Raw genomic sequence first — 17,586 nt, 5'->3', positions numbered from 1 at the left:
CTGAGTACACTTCGTTCCCACGCTCTGAGGCTGTCGCAAAAGGTAGATTAAGCCTTGAACCACAAAGGCACAAAGGTTTTTTGGAGTTGCCAGCGCTACGCGCTGCAAACAAAAGAAAAAGTCTTCCTTTGTGTCTTTGTGCCTTTGTGGTTCCTTCTTTTAAGGCCTTTTGCGACACTCTCGAAGGCGGGAGTCCATCTCGAGCAGTGGATCCCCGCCTGCGCGGGGATGACGGTTGGGTGTTAATTCTCCCTTTTGCGACAGCCTCACGATCATGGAGATGAGGCCTGAAATCAGATTTTTGTGCTGTCCTGACTATTGACAACGGCACAGATTTTCCTCTGTAATCGAATAAGGCTTTATTAAAAAGCCGGGTAGTTGATAGAACTTTATAAACTGATCGTGATTAAAGTTCTGGCTCTCAGCTGCTCAACCAGAATAAAAATAAACAGCCCTGTTTGTTAGCTTGTCCTTACCCTGGGTAAGCCGATAGATAAGGGATTAAAACCAGAGCAACATACGGAGGGATCCCGTCATGTTCAGACAGATTGCCGAGGCGCGCATCAATGATCTTCATTGCAAATTTGATGAAGCATCTGGCCTCAAATCCGTCATCGCCATTCACAGTACCCGCAGGGGCCCTGCCCTCGGTGGCTGTCGAATTATTCCTTACTCTTCTTCCAACGAAGCTATTACCGATGCTATTCGCCTTGCCCGAGGCATGAGCTATAAAGCCGCTCTGGCAGGGCTTGAATTTGGTGGTGGTAAAGCGGTCATTATGGAGCCTGAAGGTGATTATGACCGAAAGGCCCTTTTCGAAGCATTTGGCCGATTCCTCAACGAGCTTGGGGGACGCTATGCCACGGCAATGGACTGTGGCACCACCATAGCCGATATGGACGTCATTGCTACCCAGTCTCCCCATGTAACCTGTACTTCTTCCTGTGGAAGTCCTGCGCCGTTCACTGCTGAAGGCGTTTACTTTGGCGTACTTGCCTGCCTGAAAGCCCATTCCAGTCTCCCCGATACTCTGAAAGGTGTGCGGGTTGCCGTACAGGGTTTGGGAAATGTGGGATACGACCTCTGTCAACGACTCCATAACGATGGCGCACAACTGATCGTGACTGATATCAATCAACAGCGTGTTGACCAGTGTGTGCGTGAGTTTGGTGCCAGGGCTGTTGCTCCGGATGAGATATATAGCGTTCCCTGTGATCTGTTTAGCCCCTGTGGACTGGGTGGTGTACTGAACAGTGAAACTATTGAGCAGCTCCAGTGTGCTGCCATTGCCGGTTCAGCCAACAATCAGCTATTAACCGAGCAGGATGGACTTGCCCTTTTTGACCGGGAGATTCTCTTTGCCCCTGATTACCTGATTAATGCGGGTGGACTGATTTTTGTTGCCATGACGTATCTGCAAAGCAGTCCGGATGATATGCAAAGAAGGCTTCGCGGTATTCACGATACGCTGTTGCAGATTTTCAGTCGCCAGAATCAGGTAGGTTTGCCCGCCAGTGTTATCGCTGACCAAATGGCGGAAGCCATTGTCTATGGCGATGATTCCGCACAGTTGACGGCATAGGGGGAGTGACAATGGATACCACTGAAAACAATCTGCTACCTATGGAGCAGTTTCTTGATGCCGAGGGCGAAGTTCTGAAAAACCTTCCGGCCTGGGTGAGTAATGAAGCGATACTGATTGATTACTACCGAACCATGGTGATTGCCCGTCAGGGTGATCAGAAAGCGGTGGCTTTGCAACGTACCGGAAAGATGGGGACTTACCCTTCCTGCCTTGGGCAGGAAGCCATCAGTACGGTTTGTGCTGCACTACTGAAAAACGACGATGTACTGATTCCTTATTATCGTGATCTCCCGGGGCTGATGCGAAGGGGGATTCCCCTGAGTGATGTCATGCTCTATTGGGGAGGTGATGAGCGAGGCAGTGCCAGCCCGGCCTGGGGCCAGGATTTACCAACCTGTGTGCCTATTGCGACTCAGGCTGGCCATGCTGCGGGTATTGCTACGGCTATCAAGATCCGCCATGAAGCGGGTGACCCTCTGAGGGTGGCATTGTGTGCTTTGGGGGATGGTGCTACTTCGAAAGGTGATTTTGGCGAAGCGCTTAATCTGGCCGGTGCATGGCAGCTGCCGGTGGTTTATATCATTAATAACAATCAATGGGCCATTTCGGTTCCACGGAAGATTCAGTCCGGTGCACCAACCCTGGCTCAGAAAGGTCTGGCTGCTGGTCTGCCGTCTTTTCAGGTGGATGGTAATGACGTTATCGCCCTTCATGACGTGGTCAGTGCAGCGATCGAACGGGCGCGGCAGGGTAAGGGCGCGACAGTTATAGAGGCCATTAGCTATCGCCTTTGTGATCACACCACAGCGGATGATGCCAGTCGCTATCGAGACAGCGAGGAGCTTAAAGACGCCTGGCAAAAAGAACCCATTAAACGACTGCGTAACTTTTTATACCATCGTGGTTTGTGGGATGAGCGTAAAGAGCTGGCGTTAAAAGAAGAAGCAGATCGTCTGATTGATAAAGCCGTTCAAACCTATCTGAATACCCCTCTCCCTAAAATCGAAGATATGTTTGATTATCACTACGCCAACATGCCTGCCCAGCTGGATCTTCAGAAGCAGGAGGCGTTGGCCAGAGAACAGATGCGCCAGGGAAAAATAAATTCAGCCGGAGGTCATCACAATGGATAACAAACTGACCATGGTTGAGGCGGTTAATCTGGCACTTGATCATGCTATGGCATCAGATCCTGATGTGGTGCTTCTGGGTGAAGATATAGGCGTCAATGGTGGTGTTTTTCGTGCAACTCAGGGCCTGCGGGATAAATACGGTTTAAAGCGGGTAATGGATACGCCACTGGCAGAGGCACTGATAGCCGGTATCAGCATTGGCATGGCCGCCCAGGGGATGAAACCGGTGGCTGAAATACAGTTCATGGGTTTTATCTTTCCCGCTATGGAGCAGCTGATCTGTCATGCCGCACGCATGAGAAATCGAACCCGTGGTCGTCTGGCTTGTCCCCTTGTGTTAAGGGCGCCCTTTGGTGGTGGTATTCATGCACCGGAGCATCATTCGGAGAGTACGGAAGCACTGTTTGCCCATATACCCGGGTTGAGAGTGGTTATCCCTTCATCGCCAGTCAGAGCCTATGGTTTGTTGCGTTCAGCCATTAGTGAGCCTGACCCGGTCATTTTCCTTGAACCAAAACGTATCTACAGAGCCAGCAAACAGAACATAGATGTTGCCGCTGATCCCTTGCCACTGGATACCTGTTTCACTTTAAAGGTAGGGCAGGATGTCACACTGGTTAGCTGGGGAGCTTCCATCAGGGAAACCATGGAAGCAGCCAATATTCTGGAAACTCATGGCGTTAGTGCAGAAGTGATTGATGTTGCCACCATTAAGCCGCTGGATATGGAAACCATTCTGACATCGGTCAGGAAGACCGGCCGTTGTGTGATTGTTCATGAAGCCTGCCGCAGCTTTGGGGTGGGAGCCGAGATTTCTGCTGGCCTGATGGAAAAAGCATTTAATGACCTTAAGTCCCCCGTTGAACGGGTAACCGGCTTTGATACGACGATGCCTTACTACCGGATGGAAGATCACTACCTGCCTCAGACTGATGATATTGTCAGGGCGGCTATCAAGGCATTGGCCTGAGATTGGTATTCGTAGGTCGGCTCGCTTGCGAGCCGACGCGTGGACCAACCGGCATGTAACCATCAGAGTCTGGTGCTGGTCGGCTCCCCTGAACGGGGAACCGACCTACGGAATAATTATTTTAAACAGCCCTGCGTGGCAAGTGCTGCCATCACCAGAGGTAGCATTTTCATAACAATAAGGTACCACCATGCGTTTTTTTAATTTACCTGATCTTGGGGAAGGCATTCCTGAAGCTGATATTGTTGAGTGGCATGTTAGCGAAGGGGATAATGTTAAAGAAGATCAGCCAATGGTTTCTGTTGAGACGGCCAAGGCGATCGTAGAAGTGCCTGCACCCTGTACAGGCGTCATTGCTCGTCTATGTGGTCAACCCGGAGATACGATCCTGACAGGGGCTCCACTGATGGAGTTTATAACCGATCAGGAAGACAGCGGTACGGTGGTAGGCAAGCTGGCCAGTGATGACTCCGGACTCAGCAGTGATGAAGCCTTTATTATTGGTTCGCCTTCAGAAAGTCAGGAGCAACAAGCTTCTTCATCACTTACCGTCCAAAGTGGCCTTCATGCACTTGCTGAGCAATTTCATGTTGATCTGGGTTCTGTTGCTGGTCACCGCAAATCAAAGGCTGTAGAAAACTCAATATCATATCCATTGGACTATCCATTAGAGAAGCCGGAACCTCTAAAGGGGGTTCGTAAACATATGGCCAGAATCATGGCAGAGTCACATGCTGCTGTGGTTCCCGTGACACTGTTTGACGATGTGGATATCCACCACTGGCAAGACAAAGAAGACATTACCGTTCGTCTCATCCAGGCCATTGCCTGTGCCTGTGAGCAGGAGCCTGCACTTAATGCCTGGTTTGATGGTGCCACTATGAGTCGACAGGTTCATGATGTTGTAGATTTGGGGTTGGCAGTAGACAGTGAAGAAGGGTTGTTTGTTCCGGTCATTCGGGATGTATCGCCAATGGATAAAGAACAGATTCGTTCAAGCATTGATAAACTCAGAAAAGGGGTGAAAGACAGAAGTCTGCCAAATTCTGAACTTCAGGGCGCAACCATTACCCTGAGTAACTTTGGCGTTTTTGCTGGAAAATATGCAACGCCGGTCGTTGTGCCACCCATGGTTTGCATTATTGGGGTTGGACGATTAAGAGAAGAGATTGTCAGCGTTAGGGGTAAGCCTCAGAGTCATCGATTATTACCACTGTCACTGTCGTTTGATCACCGCGCTGCTACCGGTGGTGAAGCGACCCGTTTTCTCCATGCAATAATTCAACAGTTGCAGAAGTAGGTAAAAATCCACATTATAAATTATGGGCAAGAAAAAACTGCACTGCTAAACGAGGAATGTTTGCAGTGTCATGTTTTTTTATAGCGTTTATAACCGGACACAGTGGCTTTTTTGGCATTTGGGTTTGATCAGTAAAACTTATAAAAAAACGTGGTCAAAGTTCTGACGTTGCCGATAGTTAATGCTGAGAGCGGTGAGTTTCCAGTGTGGCTATCGGCCAAATGTTCCTGGTAACAAAATCAGACAAAGGCGGGTGAAGGCATGGATATCTTCAATAATTATCAGCAGAGATTTCAATCAACCCAGCAAGAAGAATTGACCATCGAAGAATACCTGGCATTGTGCAGGAAAGATCCTTCTGCCTATGCCATTGCTTCCGAGCGCATGCTGATGGCCATTGGTGAACCTGAGATGGTGGATACCTCAAGGGATCACAGACTCAGTCGTATATTTTCCAACAAACTGATCAAACGTTACCCGGCTTTTCGTGAGTTCTATGGGATGGAAGAAGCCATAGAACAGATTGTTTCCTATTTTAAACATGCCGCCCAGGGGCTTGAGGAAAAGAAGCAGATTTTATATTTGCTCGGCCCGGTGGGTGGTGGTAAATCCTCTCTGGCAGAACGACTCAAGGCCTTGATGGAAAAAGAACCCCTTTATGCCATCAAGGGATCACCGGTTTTTGAATCCCCCCTGAATCTGTTTAACCCTGCTGAAGATGCCGATATTCTGGAAAAGGAATATGGTATTCCTAACCGCTATCTTGGCGGAATTATGTCGCCCTGGGCGGTGAAACGACTGAATGAGTTTGGTGGTGATATTACCAAATTCAAAGTGGTTAAACTGTATCCCAGTATTCTCAATCAGGTGGCTATTGCCAAGACCGAGCCCGGTGATGAGAATAACCAGGATATTTCCAGTCTGGTGGGTAAGGTTGATATACGTCAGCTTGAAGAGTATTCCCAGGACGATCCTGATGCCTACAGTTTTTCCGGATCACTCTGTCGGGCTAACCAGGGCATGATGGAATTTGTGGAAATGTTTAAGGCGCCGATCAAGGTACTGCACCCGCTGCTGACCGCTACCCAGGAAGGTAACTACAACAGTACCGAAGGTATGGGCGCCATTCCGTATAATGGAATTATTCTTGCGCACTCCAATGAATCAGAGTGGCAAACCTTCAGGAATAATAAAACCAATGAAGCGTTTATTGACCGGGTTAACATCGTCAAGGTGCCCTACTGTACCCGGGTTACGGAAGAGATTCATATTTACGAGAAGCTGCTTGCCAATAGCTCCCTGAAAGATACTCCCTGTGCGCCAGATACGTTGAAAATGCTGGCCAAGTTTACCGTGTTGTCCCGTATCAAGGAGCCAGAGAACTCCAATGTCTATTCCAAAATGCGGATTTATGACGGCGAAAACCTGAAAGATACGGATCCCAATTCCAAACCTTTGCAGGAATATCGGGATGCGGCCGGTGTCGATGAAGGTATGGATGGTCTTTCTACCCGTTTTGCTTTCAAGATCCTCTCAAAAGTGTTCAATTTCGACCCCACGGAAATCGCGGCGAATCCTGTTCATTTGCTGTATGTGCTGGAACAGCAGATTGAGCAGCAACAGTATCCAAAAGAAGTGCATGAGCGTTATTTGCGGTATGTGAAAGAATTCCTGGCGCCCAAGTACATTGAGTCTCTCGGTAAGGAGATACAGACGGCTTATCTTGAATCGTACTCAGAGTACGGCCAGAACATTTTTGACCGATACATTACCTATGCCGACTTCTGGATTCAGGATCAGGAATATCGTGATCCTGAAACCGGCGATATTCTTGATCGTTCTGCCATTAATGATGAACTGGAAAAAATTGAGAAAGCCGCCAGCATTGCTAATCCGAAGGACTTCCGTAATGAGGTAGTTAACTTCGTACTCAGGGCCAGGGCTAACTACAATGGTGAAAATCCAAGTTGGCTCAGTTACGAGAAAATGCGCTCGGTGATTGAGAAGAAGATGTTCTCTAACACTGAGGACCTGTTACCGGTTATCTCCTTTAATGCCAAAGGCAGTAATGACGACCAGAAGAAGCACAACGAGTTTGTTAAACGCATGGTAGATCGTGGCTATACCGAGAAGCAGGTGCGCCTGCTGGCTGAGTGGTACATTCGCGTTCGTAAGTCGCAGTAATTGTTGTACTGGCAGAGTCGTTTGTTCAGGGTGAAAGGATAGTCACTCTGCTCTGTCTTGTTTTATACAAGGAGCGTGTTCATGAGTATTATCATCGATCGACGGTTGAACGGGAAAAATAAAAGTACCGTCAATCGTCAGCGATTTCTTGAAAGGTATAAGAAGCACATCAAGAAAGCGGTGTCCGATGCTGTGAATAAACGCTCCATTACTGATGTTGTTTCTGGCAGTGAAGTCACCATTCCCACAAAAGATCTATCCGAGCCGACTTTTCACCATGGTCAGGGTGGGCGTCATAAGCAGGTCCATCCGGGTAACAAGGAATTTGTCAGCGGTGACCGCATTAAGCGTCCATCCGGTGGTGGTGGCTCTGGCAGTGGTAAGGGTAAAGCCGGTAACAGCGGCGAAGGGATGGATGAATTCAGTTTCCAGATTAATCATGATGAATTTCTGGAACATATGTTTGATAACCTTGAACTACCGAACCTGGTTCGGAAACAGCTTGAGGATATGACAGAGTTCAAAATTCGACAGGCAGGTTATACGACGGCAGGTTCTCCGGATCGTCTTAATGTTATTCGTTCACTGCGCTCTGCTCATGCTCGTCGAATTGCATTGTCCGGCGGTGATCGCCGGGAAGTAAGGGCGCTTAAAAAAGAACTGCGCGAGATGGAGGTCAGTCCTGATGAAACGGATCAGGATCGCGTCCTTGAACTCAGGGAAAGAATAAAAGAGCTTAATGCCAAGTTAAAGAAATTACCCTTCATTGATGACTATGACCTGAAATACAACAATATGGTCAAAGTACCCTCTCCCAGTAACAAAGCGGTTATTTTCTGTGTGATGGATGTGTCAGGCTCCATGACACAAGATATCAAAGACATGGCTAAACGGTTTTTCATCCTTCTCTATCTGTTTCTGCAAAGAAATTATAAAGAAATCGAAGTGGTTTTCATTCGTCATCATACGGCCGCAAAAGAGGTGGATGAAGACGACTTTTTCTACTCAAGGGAAACCGGCGGAACCATTGTCTCCAGCGCACTGGAAATGACCCGTGATGTTATTAATAAACGTTACAGCCCGGCTGACTGGAATATCTATGTTGCCCAGGCATCCGATGGTGATAACTGGGAAGGCGACTCCAGTGTCTGTACCAAGATTCTGAGTGAGCAGATTATGCAAAAGGTTCAGTATTACTGTTATGTGGAAATTACTGATCGTGCCCACCAGAATTTATGGCGTGAGTACCAGAGTATCGCTGAGAAATTTAAAGATCACTTTGCCATGCAGCAGATCAAATCACCCAGTGATATTTATCCGGTTTTCCGCAAACTGTTTGAGAAAAAGGAAAATGCATGAGCAGCAAGCTGATCTCCACTGGCTCGGAGTGGACCTTTGAGCTGATTCAACAATACGATAAGGCGCTTGCTCTTCTTGCTGACCGTTTTCGGCTGGATACCTATCCCAATCAAATTGAGATTATCAGCTCAGAACAGATGATGGATGCCTACGCTTCTACGGGTATGCCATTAATGTACAACCACTGGAGTTTTGGGAAGCAATTTCTTCATACCCAGCAGAATTATCAGCGGGGCAGAATGGGGCTGGCCTATGAGATCGTGATTAACTCAAACCCCTGTATTGCTTACCTGATGGAAGAAAATACCATCACTATGCAGGCTTTGGTACTGGCTCATGCCAGCTATGGTCATAACTCCTTCTTCAAGGGGAATTATCTTTTTCAAGCCTGGACGGATGCTGAATCCATTATTGATTACCTGTTATTTGCCAAAAACTATATTGCCCAGTGCGAAGAAAAATACGGTATTGAAGCGGTTGAAGAGATAATGGATGCCAGTCATGCATTAATGAATCAGGGGGTTAACCGGTATAAAAGACCAAGACCCCTTTCGGCAGAGCAGGAAAAAGCCAGACAGGAAGACCGGGCCGAATACATCCAGAGAACATTGAACGATATATGGTCAACCATTCCCAAAGTTGAGAAAACAGAAGAAGATAAAGAAGAACGCTTCCCGCAGGATCCTGAAGAAAACCTGCTCTATTTCTTTGAAAAAAACGCCCCACTGCTTGAGACCTGGCAGCGTGAACTCTTACGAATAGCCAGAAAAATTGCCCAATACTATTACCCCCAGAAACAAACCCAGGTGATGAATGAAGGCTGGGCATGCTTCTGGCACTACCACCTTATTCATGAACTTTACAATGAAGGCAAAGTGTCCGATGGCTTTATGCTGGAGTTTATTCACTCCCATTCCAGTGTTATTTATCAATCGCCTTTTGATAGTCCGCATTACAGCGGCATCAATCCATACACACTTGGCTTCAGTATGTTCATGGATATTCGGCGTATTTGTGAGAACCCTACGGATGAAGATCGGGAGTGGTTTCCGGATATAGCCGGCAGTGACTGGTTGGATACTGTGCACTTCGCCATGCAAAACTTTAAAGATGAAAGCTTTATCCTGCAGTTTCTTTCGCCGAAGGTGATGAGAGATTTAAGGCTGTTTTCTATTCTGGATGATGAGGCCCGCTCCTATCTGGAGGTGGACAGTATTCATGATGAACCAGGCTACAAAACTATTCGGGAATCACTGGCAGCCCAATACAACCTGGGAAACCGGGAGCCCAATATCCAGGTTTATAATGTGAATGTCCGGGGCGATCGAATGTTGACACTTCGCCATTATCAACACGAGGGCAGGCCACTGGGTAAAGAAACGGATGAGCTACTAAAGCATATACACAGTATCTGGCAGTTTGATGTGGAAATTGAATCTTTTGAGCATGGTGCAGTGACTCAAAGCTGGCAGTGCAGTGAGAATGCCAAGCGTAAATGATACGCTTGCGATCAGGGCTATGATTTTTTGGACAGTAAAAACATTAGTCATCGGTAGAGGGTCATATGAATAAATAGTAACAGCCGTTGCGAGTGACTTTCTGGTGTTACTGTTCGCTGTGTTTTAAAATTTCATGCCAATAAAACTGGCCGCTAAGATCTATCTTTTCTGAGTTAAAATGATGCATTTGAACCATTCCTCTGATTTATACAACGTATTCTTATTAGAACTAATAATGATTTGTTCAAAAAAACAACCTGTGAGATAGGATCAGTCGTACAAAACATAATTAACAGGCTATCTTTTTTACTATTATCCATTCACATTATTTTTAATATTTATATAATGGTACTTCCATCTAAAAAAATCTTGCTGTATAAAGATCATCGAATTGAACGCGTTTATTCCTGAATTGGAAATTCTATCAAAACCAAGGAGCCGTAAAGTAAATGAACATTTTTGAAGAAGTTCAGCATCGCCTCAGCAGCAAAACCCGTATTCGCCAACTGTTTAAAGATGTGCATGCTGAAGATCTGGAACGCATTATTTCTCGTCTGAACGATGTTCTGGCCGAGAAGCAGGAATCTCGTGCTAAAGATGACGAAAAGCGTCAGAAGAAGCAGGAAAGCATCGAAGCCATCAAACAGATCATGTCTGACCGTGGCGTTTCCATGAATGACCTGGGCGTTGGTAGTCTGGAACTGGATGATGCTGCGCCTAAGCGTCGCAGAAACATTCAAAAGTACACTTTTGAATACGAGACTGAGACTGGTGATCGTGTTAAGTGGGAAGGTGCTACTACTGGCCGTCTGCCACGTGACTTCCAGGCTTACCTGCAGCGTACTGGCAAGAAGCGTCTGGAATGTGCTCTGGGCGAGATTACAGAGTAACTCCATTCGATTAAAAAAAGGGCTGCTTAGCCCTTTTTTTATATTTCAAAATTTTTTATTTCAAGAGCGCCAGAAAGTTAAGCGTCAATGATTGTGTGACAGGTTCTTGATAATGACTCTTGATGATGGGAAGTGGCAAATAAACCGGCTTCCTTTACCAGGATGGCTGCTGATGCTGATACGGCCTTCATGCCGAAGAAGAACATGCTTCACAATGGCCAAACCCAAACCTGTTCCCCCTGTAGCATTACTTCGACTTTTATCCACACGATAAAAACGCTCAGTTAGCCTGGGAATATGTACCGGGTCGATACCCACACCATTATCCTGAATCATCAGGTGGCCACCTTCCTGATCTTGCCACCACTTTAACAGGACTTTCCCACCAGCGGGTGTGTAGCGAATTGCGTTGTAGGTCAGGTTGGAAAAGGCGCTGCGAAGCTCCATAGCGTCGCCGGTTAAAGAAATATCATCCCCACATTCCAGTTGCAACTGATGCTGGTTTTCACCACTCAGTGCTTTGGCATCATCCATAATACCTTTCAATAATGGTTTGAGTGCGACCGACTGGCTCTTTCTCTCGGGCTCTGTCGCTTCAAGACGGGAAAGAAGTAACAGGTCTTCGATCAGGCGCTGCATTCTGGATGCCTGTTCCTGCATCTGATTCAGTGCCCGATTAAATGCCGGTGGTATATCTGGATTATGCTCTGCTCCGTCGATCAGAGTTTCCAGATAGCCGGAAATCACCGTCAGTGGGGTTCTTAACTCATGAGACACGTTAGCAACAAAATCAGTGCGCATGGTCTCAAGTTGATGTAAACGACTCACATCGCGTACCAGAAGCAGCCGGTTGCCCTGACCATAGACGGTAATTGCTATTTGCAGCTGTCGGTTATCATGGGCGGGTGATTCAATTTTTATGGGGTCCTTATCAGGGCTGTGTTCCATATAACTGGCAAGCTTCGGATTCCTGACCAGATTGGTCAGCGGCTGACCCTGATCATCAGGCATTTGCAGGCCAAGCAGCTCACCAGCAGCCCGGTTCCACCACTCAAGACAGCCATTCTGGTCTGCCATAATAATGCCGTCGTTTAGTGCGGCTGTGGATTCCTGAATTCGCTCTATAACGTTGGCCAGTCGTTGCTTTGACCGGTTGTGTCGACGCTGTATCCGGTAAATGCCATCAAAAACTTCACCCCAGATACCGGAGCTTTCCGGAGGGTCAAGCTCCTTGCGAGATGCTTCATCAAGCCAGCCAATTAACCGATGAAGTTGACGATGGCTCCAGATCAGATAAATCAGCGTGGCAATAAAAAGACCCAGAAAAATCTGGTCAGCCAGCCAGCCGGCAAACAGCCCGGCAGCAAACACTGATAATATTCGACCAGTGAACCAGGACCGGATAGAGGTAGTACCCGTCAACGTAATATGAGCCACATGTTAATTCCGGAATTTGTTTGGCTGGTAGCTTCAGGCTTTGGTAGAAAATCGGTAGCCAGTGCCCCTGACCGTTTGAATATAGTTTTCATAACCACTGCCAAGTGCTTTGCGCAACCGGCGGATATGAACGTCGACGGTTCTGTCTTCAACGTACACATTGCCACCCCAGACTTGGTCAAGCAACTGACCACGGGTATAAGCCCGCTCCTGATGGGTCAGAAAGAATTGCAGAAGCCGGTATTCAGTTGGACCCATATCTGCGGCATTACCATCAATGCTTACCCGATGGCTGACAGGGTCAAGCTCCAGGCCTTTAACGACAATGGTAGCGTGTTCATCTGAACCCTGAGTTCTGCGAAGTACTGCCTTCAGGCGGGCGGCCAGTTCACGGGGGGAGAAGGGTTTTGTGATGTAATCATCCGCTCCTGTTTCCAGCCCCTGGATTTTATGGTCTTCTTCACCCTTGGCCGTCAACATAATGATTGGGATTTCCTCCGTTAGCTGGTCACGCTTGAGTCGGCGAGCCAGTTCAATACCTGAGATATCCGGCAGCATCCAGTCCAGCAAAATCAGGTCTGGCCTGTTATCAATAACCAGTGAATGAGCCTGCTTTGCATTAGCCGCTTCTATGCATTGGTAGCCGGCCATTTCAAGGACCATGGCGACCATTTCCCTGATGGGTGCTTCATCATCCACAATTAGAATTGTTTTGCCAGACATGAGAGTACCCCAAGATTGAATGAGTGCTGATTTATTCAATAACCATTTATTATATGTCAGGTATTACAGCGGGAGAATGTTACAGAAAAATGACGATCGATGAAATTTGGCAAGACATAAACGAACGCTGCCCGCTATCCGCCGCCCGCTGCCCGAAAAAGCCGGTGCAGCGTATGCTGCTGCGGACAACGGATTTTAACCAGTAGATGCCTGTAGCTTGATGCTGAATGTTCTTTGCTTACAGCTTACAAAGAGCAGGCAATACCCAGGAAAATCACCGCCCCCACCCAATGGTTGGCAAGGAATGCTTTGAAGCAACGGTCTCTTTCACGGGTGCGGGTTGTCCATTGCTGCCAGGCAAACCCTGACGCGGCCACAGCAAGACTTAAATAGAATGGCCAGTTCAATTCCAGCTGTAGTCCCAGCATCACCATGGCAACCAAGGTTATGACCTGGAAGCAGCCAATAATCAGGTTATCCATTTCACCAAATAGAATGGCTGTAGATTTGATACCTACTTTCAGATCATCGTCTCTGTCTACCATGGCGTATTGCGTATCATAGGCGACAGTCCACAGAAGGTTTGCCGTGAACAGCAACCATGTCTGAGTGGTCAGCTCACCGGCTTCTGCGGCAAACGCCATGGGAATGGCCCAGCCAAATGCAGCACCCAGAACGACCTGGGGCAGATAGGTATGGCGTTTAGCAAAAGGATAGGCTGATGCCAGTATCAAGGCTGCGAATGAAAGGGTGATGGTCAATGTATTGGTGGTCAGCACCAGTAGAAACGCCGCCACAAAAAGGCAGCCAGCATAAATCAGGGCTTCTTTGGGTGTTACTTTTCCGGTCACCAGTGGTCGCTGATGGGTCCGTTTAACATGGCCGTCAAAATGTCGGTCTGCATAGTCATTAATGACACAGCCTGCACTGCGGGTCAGGATGACGCCGGCAATAAAAACGACAAGGTTATGGGTTGTGGGTATACCATCTGCTGCCAGCCAGAGAGCCCAGAGTGTTGGCCACAGCAAAAGATAGATGCCAACGGGACGATCCAGACGGGCCAGTTGAATAAAGTCTTTCCAGCGTGGCAGATGGTGATCCAGCAGCTCTGCCCCTTTTTTTATAAAGCCGGTATTACAGCTTGTTATTGCTTGTAAAAATTTCATCTGCTCTCATAAAACCGTATTTGGTAATAAGCTCGACCTTCCAGTCGAAAAGCTTCTTTAAAAAAAGTTTGAGCAGCCAGCCTGCGATTCGTTCGAATGTATGCAGTTTTTGTTTTGTCGGTCTGCCAGAGTACATTACTTATAGTGGAGACTACCATGTTTGAAAATGATACTGGAGCAGATTAACTCTGCTCCGGAGCAGGCAGAAAAACTTCACAAACCAAGATGGGTTTTTCTCTTAAATAGAACAGAGATCGTCTGGCCCAGGCGATTTCTGTTTCAAAGTCAAAATCGAGGTGGGCGTTAAACTGCCTGGCTGGGATATCCGTTATTTCAATAGGGCCTCGACGTAAGCCGGGCTGGGTGAAAATGTATTCTCCCAGTGGCTTTTCACCAAGGTTTAAAAGCGCTTTGTTATCTCCGGCAAGGCTTGATTCAGGTAGCACGCTGCGGGCAAAAACAACGGGTCGGCCTGAGCCGAACAGCAAAACCTCCCGAATGCTGGCGCGGTGATCATCACAGTTAAGAAACCGCTTCTCTGCTGGAGAAGGTTCCTGCCATTCATGGGAGATCACACGAACAAAAAACGCATTGTTATGTAATTGTTTCAGCCGTCGGGTAAGCGAGTTCTGATCCAGTATCATTTCCCGAAGTGATTCGGGAATGTGTCTGGCTTCAATGGCAGGCTGCCAGGTTATATCAGCAAAATCGGCAAAGGGCATCAGCAGTACACCTGCCTGAAGTCAAACGGCTACTCCAGACTCTGTCAATCACATTGGTCAGTATTATTGGAGTAATGCTCCTTCAACCCGCTCCGCATACCAGTACATGGACAGAATATCACCATCGTTCAGCTTTGTACCCTCTGAAACGTTGACGGATTTATCCTGATCTTTGATGGAAGCTTCAAAAATAGCAAACGTTCCGGGAATTTCATTCTAATTTTTACTCTTTATTGTTTTTCAATGACTACTTTTAGATCGACGATGGGCATGGGAGAGAATCATGAAAAAGTGGCAGTGTATGGTCTGTGGTTTTATTTATGATGAAGCGGTGGGCTGGCCTGATGACGGCATTCCTGCCGGAACTTCCTGGGACGATGTTCCGAAGGATTGGCTTTGCCCGGATTGCGGTACAGGGAAGACCGATTTTGAGATGATGGAGGTCAGATAAGTGGGAAATACTCGATTTTTGGGGAAAATACCTAAATCTATTGCTCCAGCCTATTGCCCTAACGGCAGCGGTGTTTTAGTCTATTTTTGTCTGTGAGCCGTATGTCTGTTGCAAAGTCTTTGTATAATTGGTGCTCAGGAAGTGAAAAACCCTTTCTTCAAGGGAAGAAACAAGAAAAACAAAATGGAGTGAATTCACTATGCGTAAACCCGACCTGGTCAATGCGATTGCTGACGAAGCTGATATCAGTAAAGACAAGGCCACCCTGGCCCTCAATGCCGTTCTGGCAGCCATCACTGGTGCCATGAAATCGGCAGACAGTGTCAATCTGGTAGGCTTTGGCACCTTTGAACAGCGCAGCCGGGCAGCCCGTACCGGCAAAAACCCTCAAACCGGTGAAACCATTCAAATCAAGGCCAGCAAAACAGTCGCCTTCAAACCTGGTAAAGCGTTAAAAGAAGCAGTTAACTAAGTTGAAATCTGGCTGTCTATAGAAATAGACTAGAAGTGGTTTTTTACAGAGGTCTATATGGATAGCCTGCATTCAGGTTACCCCAGCGTATCCAGTATTGCTTGCACACACTTCCCGGAAAACATTTTCCTATTGTTCAGCCAAATGGAGGCTGTGCTTTAGGAAGGTGTTTTCTTTTTGTATTTTTGGGCAGCTTTTTTGGATAATCATGTAAATCAGAGGAACTGTATTTTGAAGTTCAGATTGTTGTTATGGGCGCTTGGTTTCATGATGAAACGAGCCAGCCGTAAGAATCAGACTTTTCGGAAAACACTTGAAGGTCAGGACCTGACTTTTCAGTTGAGCAGTCAGGATGGTGTTGCACGCCATTACATTGTGAAAGACGAGCAGGTTTATCCTGTATCAGGTTCCATTAAAGAGCCAACATTTGAACTATCCTTTGCTTCTGCTTCCAAAGGTTTTGAAATTTTAACGGCCAGAAATGCACAGGAAGCATTTATGCGCGGTGTTCAGGAGCAGAATATCGTAGCCAGCGGCGATCTCAGCAAAATGATGTGGTTCCAAACCATGACTTCCGCCATAAAAGGCTGAGGTTGCCTTGCTACATAATTATGCAGGGTATGAGTTTCTGTCGTTTAACTTCTGAAAAGCACAAAATGATGACCATGGATGGCTTTCATTAATCGCCAGAGTTTCTTTGGTTGTGTGAATAACCGAACCAGATATCAGTGCATTCCTTTGTCCTTCAATTAAACTTATTTTAAGTAGTTGACAGTCTGTCAGCTGATCTCTAATATGCGCCGCATCGCTGAGTTGTTGGACGGCGGTGACAAGGCTCAGGTGGCGGAATTGGTAGACGCGCTAGCTTCAGGTGCTGGTGTGTGTTTAACCGTTCGTCGTTTTGTTTTTGGACTTTTGTCCTTGCAAAACAAATGGTTGAAGATTTTTTAAGATAGATGACAATTGTCGTTTCCTAAAAAGAATCCTAAAACTACTGGCTAAAAAAGCGTCTTGTTTTTTGAACGGAAGTTCAATAAAGTGCAGTGAAATTTTGACGATGCCCAGGTGGCGGAATTGGTAGACGCGCTAGCTTCAGGTGCTAGTATCCGTAAGGGTGTGGAAGTTCGAGTCTTCTCCTGGGCACCAATCATCGTTCAAAATCAGTAAGTTATAAGTGTATGCCCAGGTGGCGGAATTGGTAGACGCGCTAGCTTCAGGTGCTAGTATCCGTAAGGGTGTGGAAGTTCGAGTCTTCTTCTGGGCACCATCTCGCATTAAAAATCGCAAGTAAAAACGCAAAAAAAACCGGACGATTTGCCCGGTGATAGTCTCTCTCATAACACTTCCTCTGTTGTTTATCTCGTACCCTTAACTTCTTGGGTTTTCCTTATATAGATCTTCTTCGCTTCCATTGTTTTGTGACCGGATACTAATCCTTCGTGGGTAGTGGGCCAAATGTGTGGATAGGGATAATCCCATACTGACAAAAATACTCTTCATCCCAATATACGTCCTATGACGTGTCTTATTGAAGTTAAATGCCCCGACTGCCAGCTCTCGCTCGTTGGGAAGAACGGTTTTTGCCGTAAAGGAAATCAGCGCTATCTCTGCCATAATCAACTGTGTGAAATCACATCGTTTATGCTCGAATATCGGTATAAGGCCTGGTACAGGGGCGTCAGAAATAACATCGTC

At 47.0% G+C, this 17,586-nt stretch carries 17 protein-coding genes and 2 tRNA genes; 14 read left to right on the top strand and 5 right to left on the bottom strand.

What is annotated here, in order from left to right; genetic code table 11:
• Positions 1 to 535 precede the first annotated feature (535 nt).
• The 8 genes from RM811_RS08110 (at position 536) to RM811_RS08075 (ending at position 10,920) form a co-directional block, all read left to right on the top strand.
• A complete protein-coding gene (locus RM811_RS08110; RefSeq protein WP_402522745.1) occupies positions 536 to 1,582 on the top strand; it encodes a Leu/Phe/Val dehydrogenase in 1,047 nt (348 codons plus the stop codon).
• An 11-nt stretch (positions 1,583 to 1,593) separates the two neighbouring features.
• Positions 1,594 to 2,718, top strand: a complete 1,125-nt coding sequence (gene pdhA, locus RM811_RS08105; RefSeq protein WP_402522742.1) for a pyruvate dehydrogenase (acetyl-transferring) E1 component subunit alpha — start codon at positions 1,594 to 1,596, stop codon at positions 2,716 to 2,718.
• The gene (locus RM811_RS08100) at positions 2,711 to 3,688 is read left to right on the top strand and encodes an alpha-ketoacid dehydrogenase subunit beta (RefSeq protein ID WP_402522739.1); all 978 of its coding nucleotides are present in this window, start codon (positions 2,711 to 2,713) and stop codon (positions 3,686 to 3,688) included. Before pdhA ends, RM811_RS08100 begins: the two co-directional genes overlap by 8 nt.
• A 190-nt stretch (positions 3,689 to 3,878) precedes the next feature.
• A complete protein-coding gene (locus RM811_RS08095) occupies positions 3,879 to 4,988 on the top strand; it encodes a dihydrolipoamide acetyltransferase family protein (protein ID WP_402522737.1) in 1,110 nt (369 codons plus the stop codon).
• Positions 4,989 to 5,249: 261 nt separating this feature from the next.
• Entirely contained in the window at positions 5,250 to 7,172 is a 1,923-nt protein-coding gene (locus tag RM811_RS08090; protein ID WP_402522735.1) for a PrkA family serine protein kinase, read from the top strand.
• Positions 7,173 to 7,253: 81 nt separating this feature from the next.
• Positions 7,254 to 8,531 (top strand): YeaH/YhbH family protein, encoded by a 1,278-nt coding sequence (locus RM811_RS08085; RefSeq protein ID WP_402522733.1) that lies wholly within the window; start codon positions 7,254 to 7,256, stop codon positions 8,529 to 8,531.
• On the top strand, positions 8,528 to 10,030 hold the full coding sequence (locus tag RM811_RS08080) for a SpoVR family protein (RefSeq protein ID WP_402522731.1): 1,503 nt from the start codon (positions 8,528 to 8,530) through the stop codon (positions 10,028 to 10,030). Before RM811_RS08085 ends, RM811_RS08080 begins: the two co-directional genes overlap by 4 nt.
• 449 nt (positions 10,031 to 10,479) lie before the next feature.
• Positions 10,480 to 10,920 carry a hypothetical protein gene (locus RM811_RS08075; RefSeq protein WP_402522729.1) on the top strand — a complete coding sequence of 147 codons (441 nt, stop codon included), beginning with the start codon at positions 10,480 to 10,482 and terminating at the stop codon, positions 10,918 to 10,920.
• Between the two features lie 84 nt (positions 10,921 to 11,004).
• Here RM811_RS08075 and phoR read toward each other — a convergent pair whose 3' ends face one another.
• The 4 genes from phoR to RM811_RS08055 form a co-directional block, all read right to left on the bottom strand.
• Positions 11,005 to 12,357, bottom strand: coding sequence for a phosphate regulon sensor histidine kinase PhoR (gene phoR, locus RM811_RS08070; protein ID WP_402522726.1), 1,353 nt, complete (start codon positions 12,355 to 12,357; stop codon positions 11,005 to 11,007).
• A 33-nt stretch (positions 12,358 to 12,390) separates the two neighbouring features.
• The gene (gene phoB / locus RM811_RS08065) at positions 12,391 to 13,080 is read right to left on the bottom strand and encodes a phosphate regulon transcriptional regulator PhoB (RefSeq protein ID WP_402522723.1); all 690 of its coding nucleotides are present in this window, start codon (positions 13,078 to 13,080) and stop codon (positions 12,391 to 12,393) included.
• A gap of 245 nt (positions 13,081 to 13,325) precedes the next feature.
• The gene (ubiA, locus tag RM811_RS08060) at positions 13,326 to 14,246 is read right to left on the bottom strand and encodes a 4-hydroxybenzoate octaprenyltransferase (RefSeq protein ID WP_402522720.1); all 921 of its coding nucleotides are present in this window, start codon (positions 14,244 to 14,246) and stop codon (positions 13,326 to 13,328) included.
• Positions 14,247 to 14,428: 182 nt separating this feature from the next.
• Entirely contained in the window at positions 14,429 to 14,968 is a 540-nt protein-coding gene (locus tag RM811_RS08055; protein WP_402522718.1) for a chorismate--pyruvate lyase family protein, read from the bottom strand.
• A gap of 283 nt (positions 14,969 to 15,251) precedes the next feature.
• On the opposite strand from RM811_RS08055, the gene RM811_RS08050 reads away from it, so the two are divergent.
• The 6 genes from RM811_RS08050 to RM811_RS08025 all read left to right on the top strand — a co-directional run bounded on the left by RM811_RS08050 (position 15,252) and on the right by RM811_RS08025 (position 17,158).
• Positions 15,252 to 15,419 (top strand): rubredoxin, encoded by a 168-nt coding sequence (locus tag RM811_RS08050; protein WP_402522716.1) that lies wholly within the window; start codon positions 15,252 to 15,254, stop codon positions 15,417 to 15,419.
• 199 nt (positions 15,420 to 15,618) lie between these two features.
• Positions 15,619 to 15,891, top strand: a complete 273-nt coding sequence (locus RM811_RS08045; RefSeq protein WP_402522713.1) for an HU family DNA-binding protein — start codon at positions 15,619 to 15,621, stop codon at positions 15,889 to 15,891.
• A gap of 231 nt (positions 15,892 to 16,122) precedes the next feature.
• Positions 16,123 to 16,482, top strand: a complete 360-nt coding sequence (locus RM811_RS08040; RefSeq protein ID WP_402522711.1) for a helicase — start codon at positions 16,123 to 16,125, stop codon at positions 16,480 to 16,482.
• A gap of 204 nt (positions 16,483 to 16,686) precedes the next feature.
• A complete protein-coding gene (locus tag RM811_RS08035) occupies positions 16,687 to 16,842 on the top strand; it encodes a hypothetical protein (protein WP_402522708.1) in 156 nt (51 codons plus the stop codon).
• A 108-nt stretch (positions 16,843 to 16,950) separates the two neighbouring features.
• Positions 16,951 to 17,037 (top strand) — tRNA-Leu (locus RM811_RS08030).
• Positions 17,038 to 17,071: 34 nt separating this feature from the next.
• Positions 17,072 to 17,158: transfer RNA gene (locus RM811_RS08025), tRNA-Leu, on the top strand.
• Positions 17,159 to 17,259: 101 nt separating this feature from the next.
• Here the strand turns inward: RM811_RS08025 and RM811_RS08020 are convergent.
• Positions 17,260 to 17,586 (bottom strand): hypothetical protein (locus RM811_RS08020; protein ID WP_402522705.1); only part of this gene is annotated, 327 nt, incomplete at its 5' end.

Source organism: Endozoicomonas sp. (assembly GCF_031844845.1).
Taxonomy (GTDB): domain Bacteria; phylum Pseudomonadota; class Gammaproteobacteria; order Pseudomonadales; family Endozoicomonadaceae; genus Endozoicomonas.
The sequence above is the reverse complement of the archived record's forward strand: the minus strand, read 5'-3'. Positions and strand labels throughout refer to the sequence as shown.

Coding starts and splice junctions, on each gene's coding strand:
- RM811_RS08110 (WP_402522745.1), top strand. CDS start 536: ATGTTCAGACAGATTGCCGAGGCGCGCATCAATGATCTTCATTGCAAA.
- pdhA (WP_402522742.1), top strand. CDS start 1,594: ATGGATACCACTGAAAACAATCTGCTACCTATGGAGCAGTTTCTTGAT.
- RM811_RS08100 (WP_402522739.1), top strand. CDS start 2,711: ATGGATAACAAACTGACCATGGTTGAGGCGGTTAATCTGGCACTTGAT.
- RM811_RS08095 (WP_402522737.1), top strand. CDS start 3,879: ATGCGTTTTTTTAATTTACCTGATCTTGGGGAAGGCATTCCTGAAGCT.
- RM811_RS08090 (WP_402522735.1), top strand. CDS start 5,250: ATGGATATCTTCAATAATTATCAGCAGAGATTTCAATCAACCCAGCAA.
- RM811_RS08085 (WP_402522733.1), top strand. CDS start 7,254: ATGAGTATTATCATCGATCGACGGTTGAACGGGAAAAATAAAAGTACC.
- RM811_RS08080 (WP_402522731.1), top strand. CDS start 8,528: ATGAGCAGCAAGCTGATCTCCACTGGCTCGGAGTGGACCTTTGAGCTG.
- RM811_RS08075 (WP_402522729.1), top strand. CDS start 10,480: ATGAACATTTTTGAAGAAGTTCAGCATCGCCTCAGCAGCAAAACCCGT.
- phoB (WP_402522723.1), bottom strand. CDS start 13,080: ATGTCTGGCAAAACAATTCTAATTGTGGATGATGAAGCACCCATCAGG.
- ubiA (WP_402522720.1), bottom strand. CDS start 14,246: ATGAAATTTTTACAAGCAATAACAAGCTGTAATACCGGCTTTATAAAA.
- RM811_RS08055 (WP_402522718.1), bottom strand. CDS start 14,968: ATGCCCTTTGCCGATTTTGCTGATATAACCTGGCAGCCTGCCATTGAA.
- RM811_RS08050 (WP_402522716.1), top strand. CDS start 15,252: ATGAAAAAGTGGCAGTGTATGGTCTGTGGTTTTATTTATGATGAAGCG.
- RM811_RS08045 (WP_402522713.1), top strand. CDS start 15,619: ATGCGTAAACCCGACCTGGTCAATGCGATTGCTGACGAAGCTGATATC.
- RM811_RS08035 (WP_402522708.1), top strand. CDS start 16,687: ATGCGCCGCATCGCTGAGTTGTTGGACGGCGGTGACAAGGCTCAGGTG.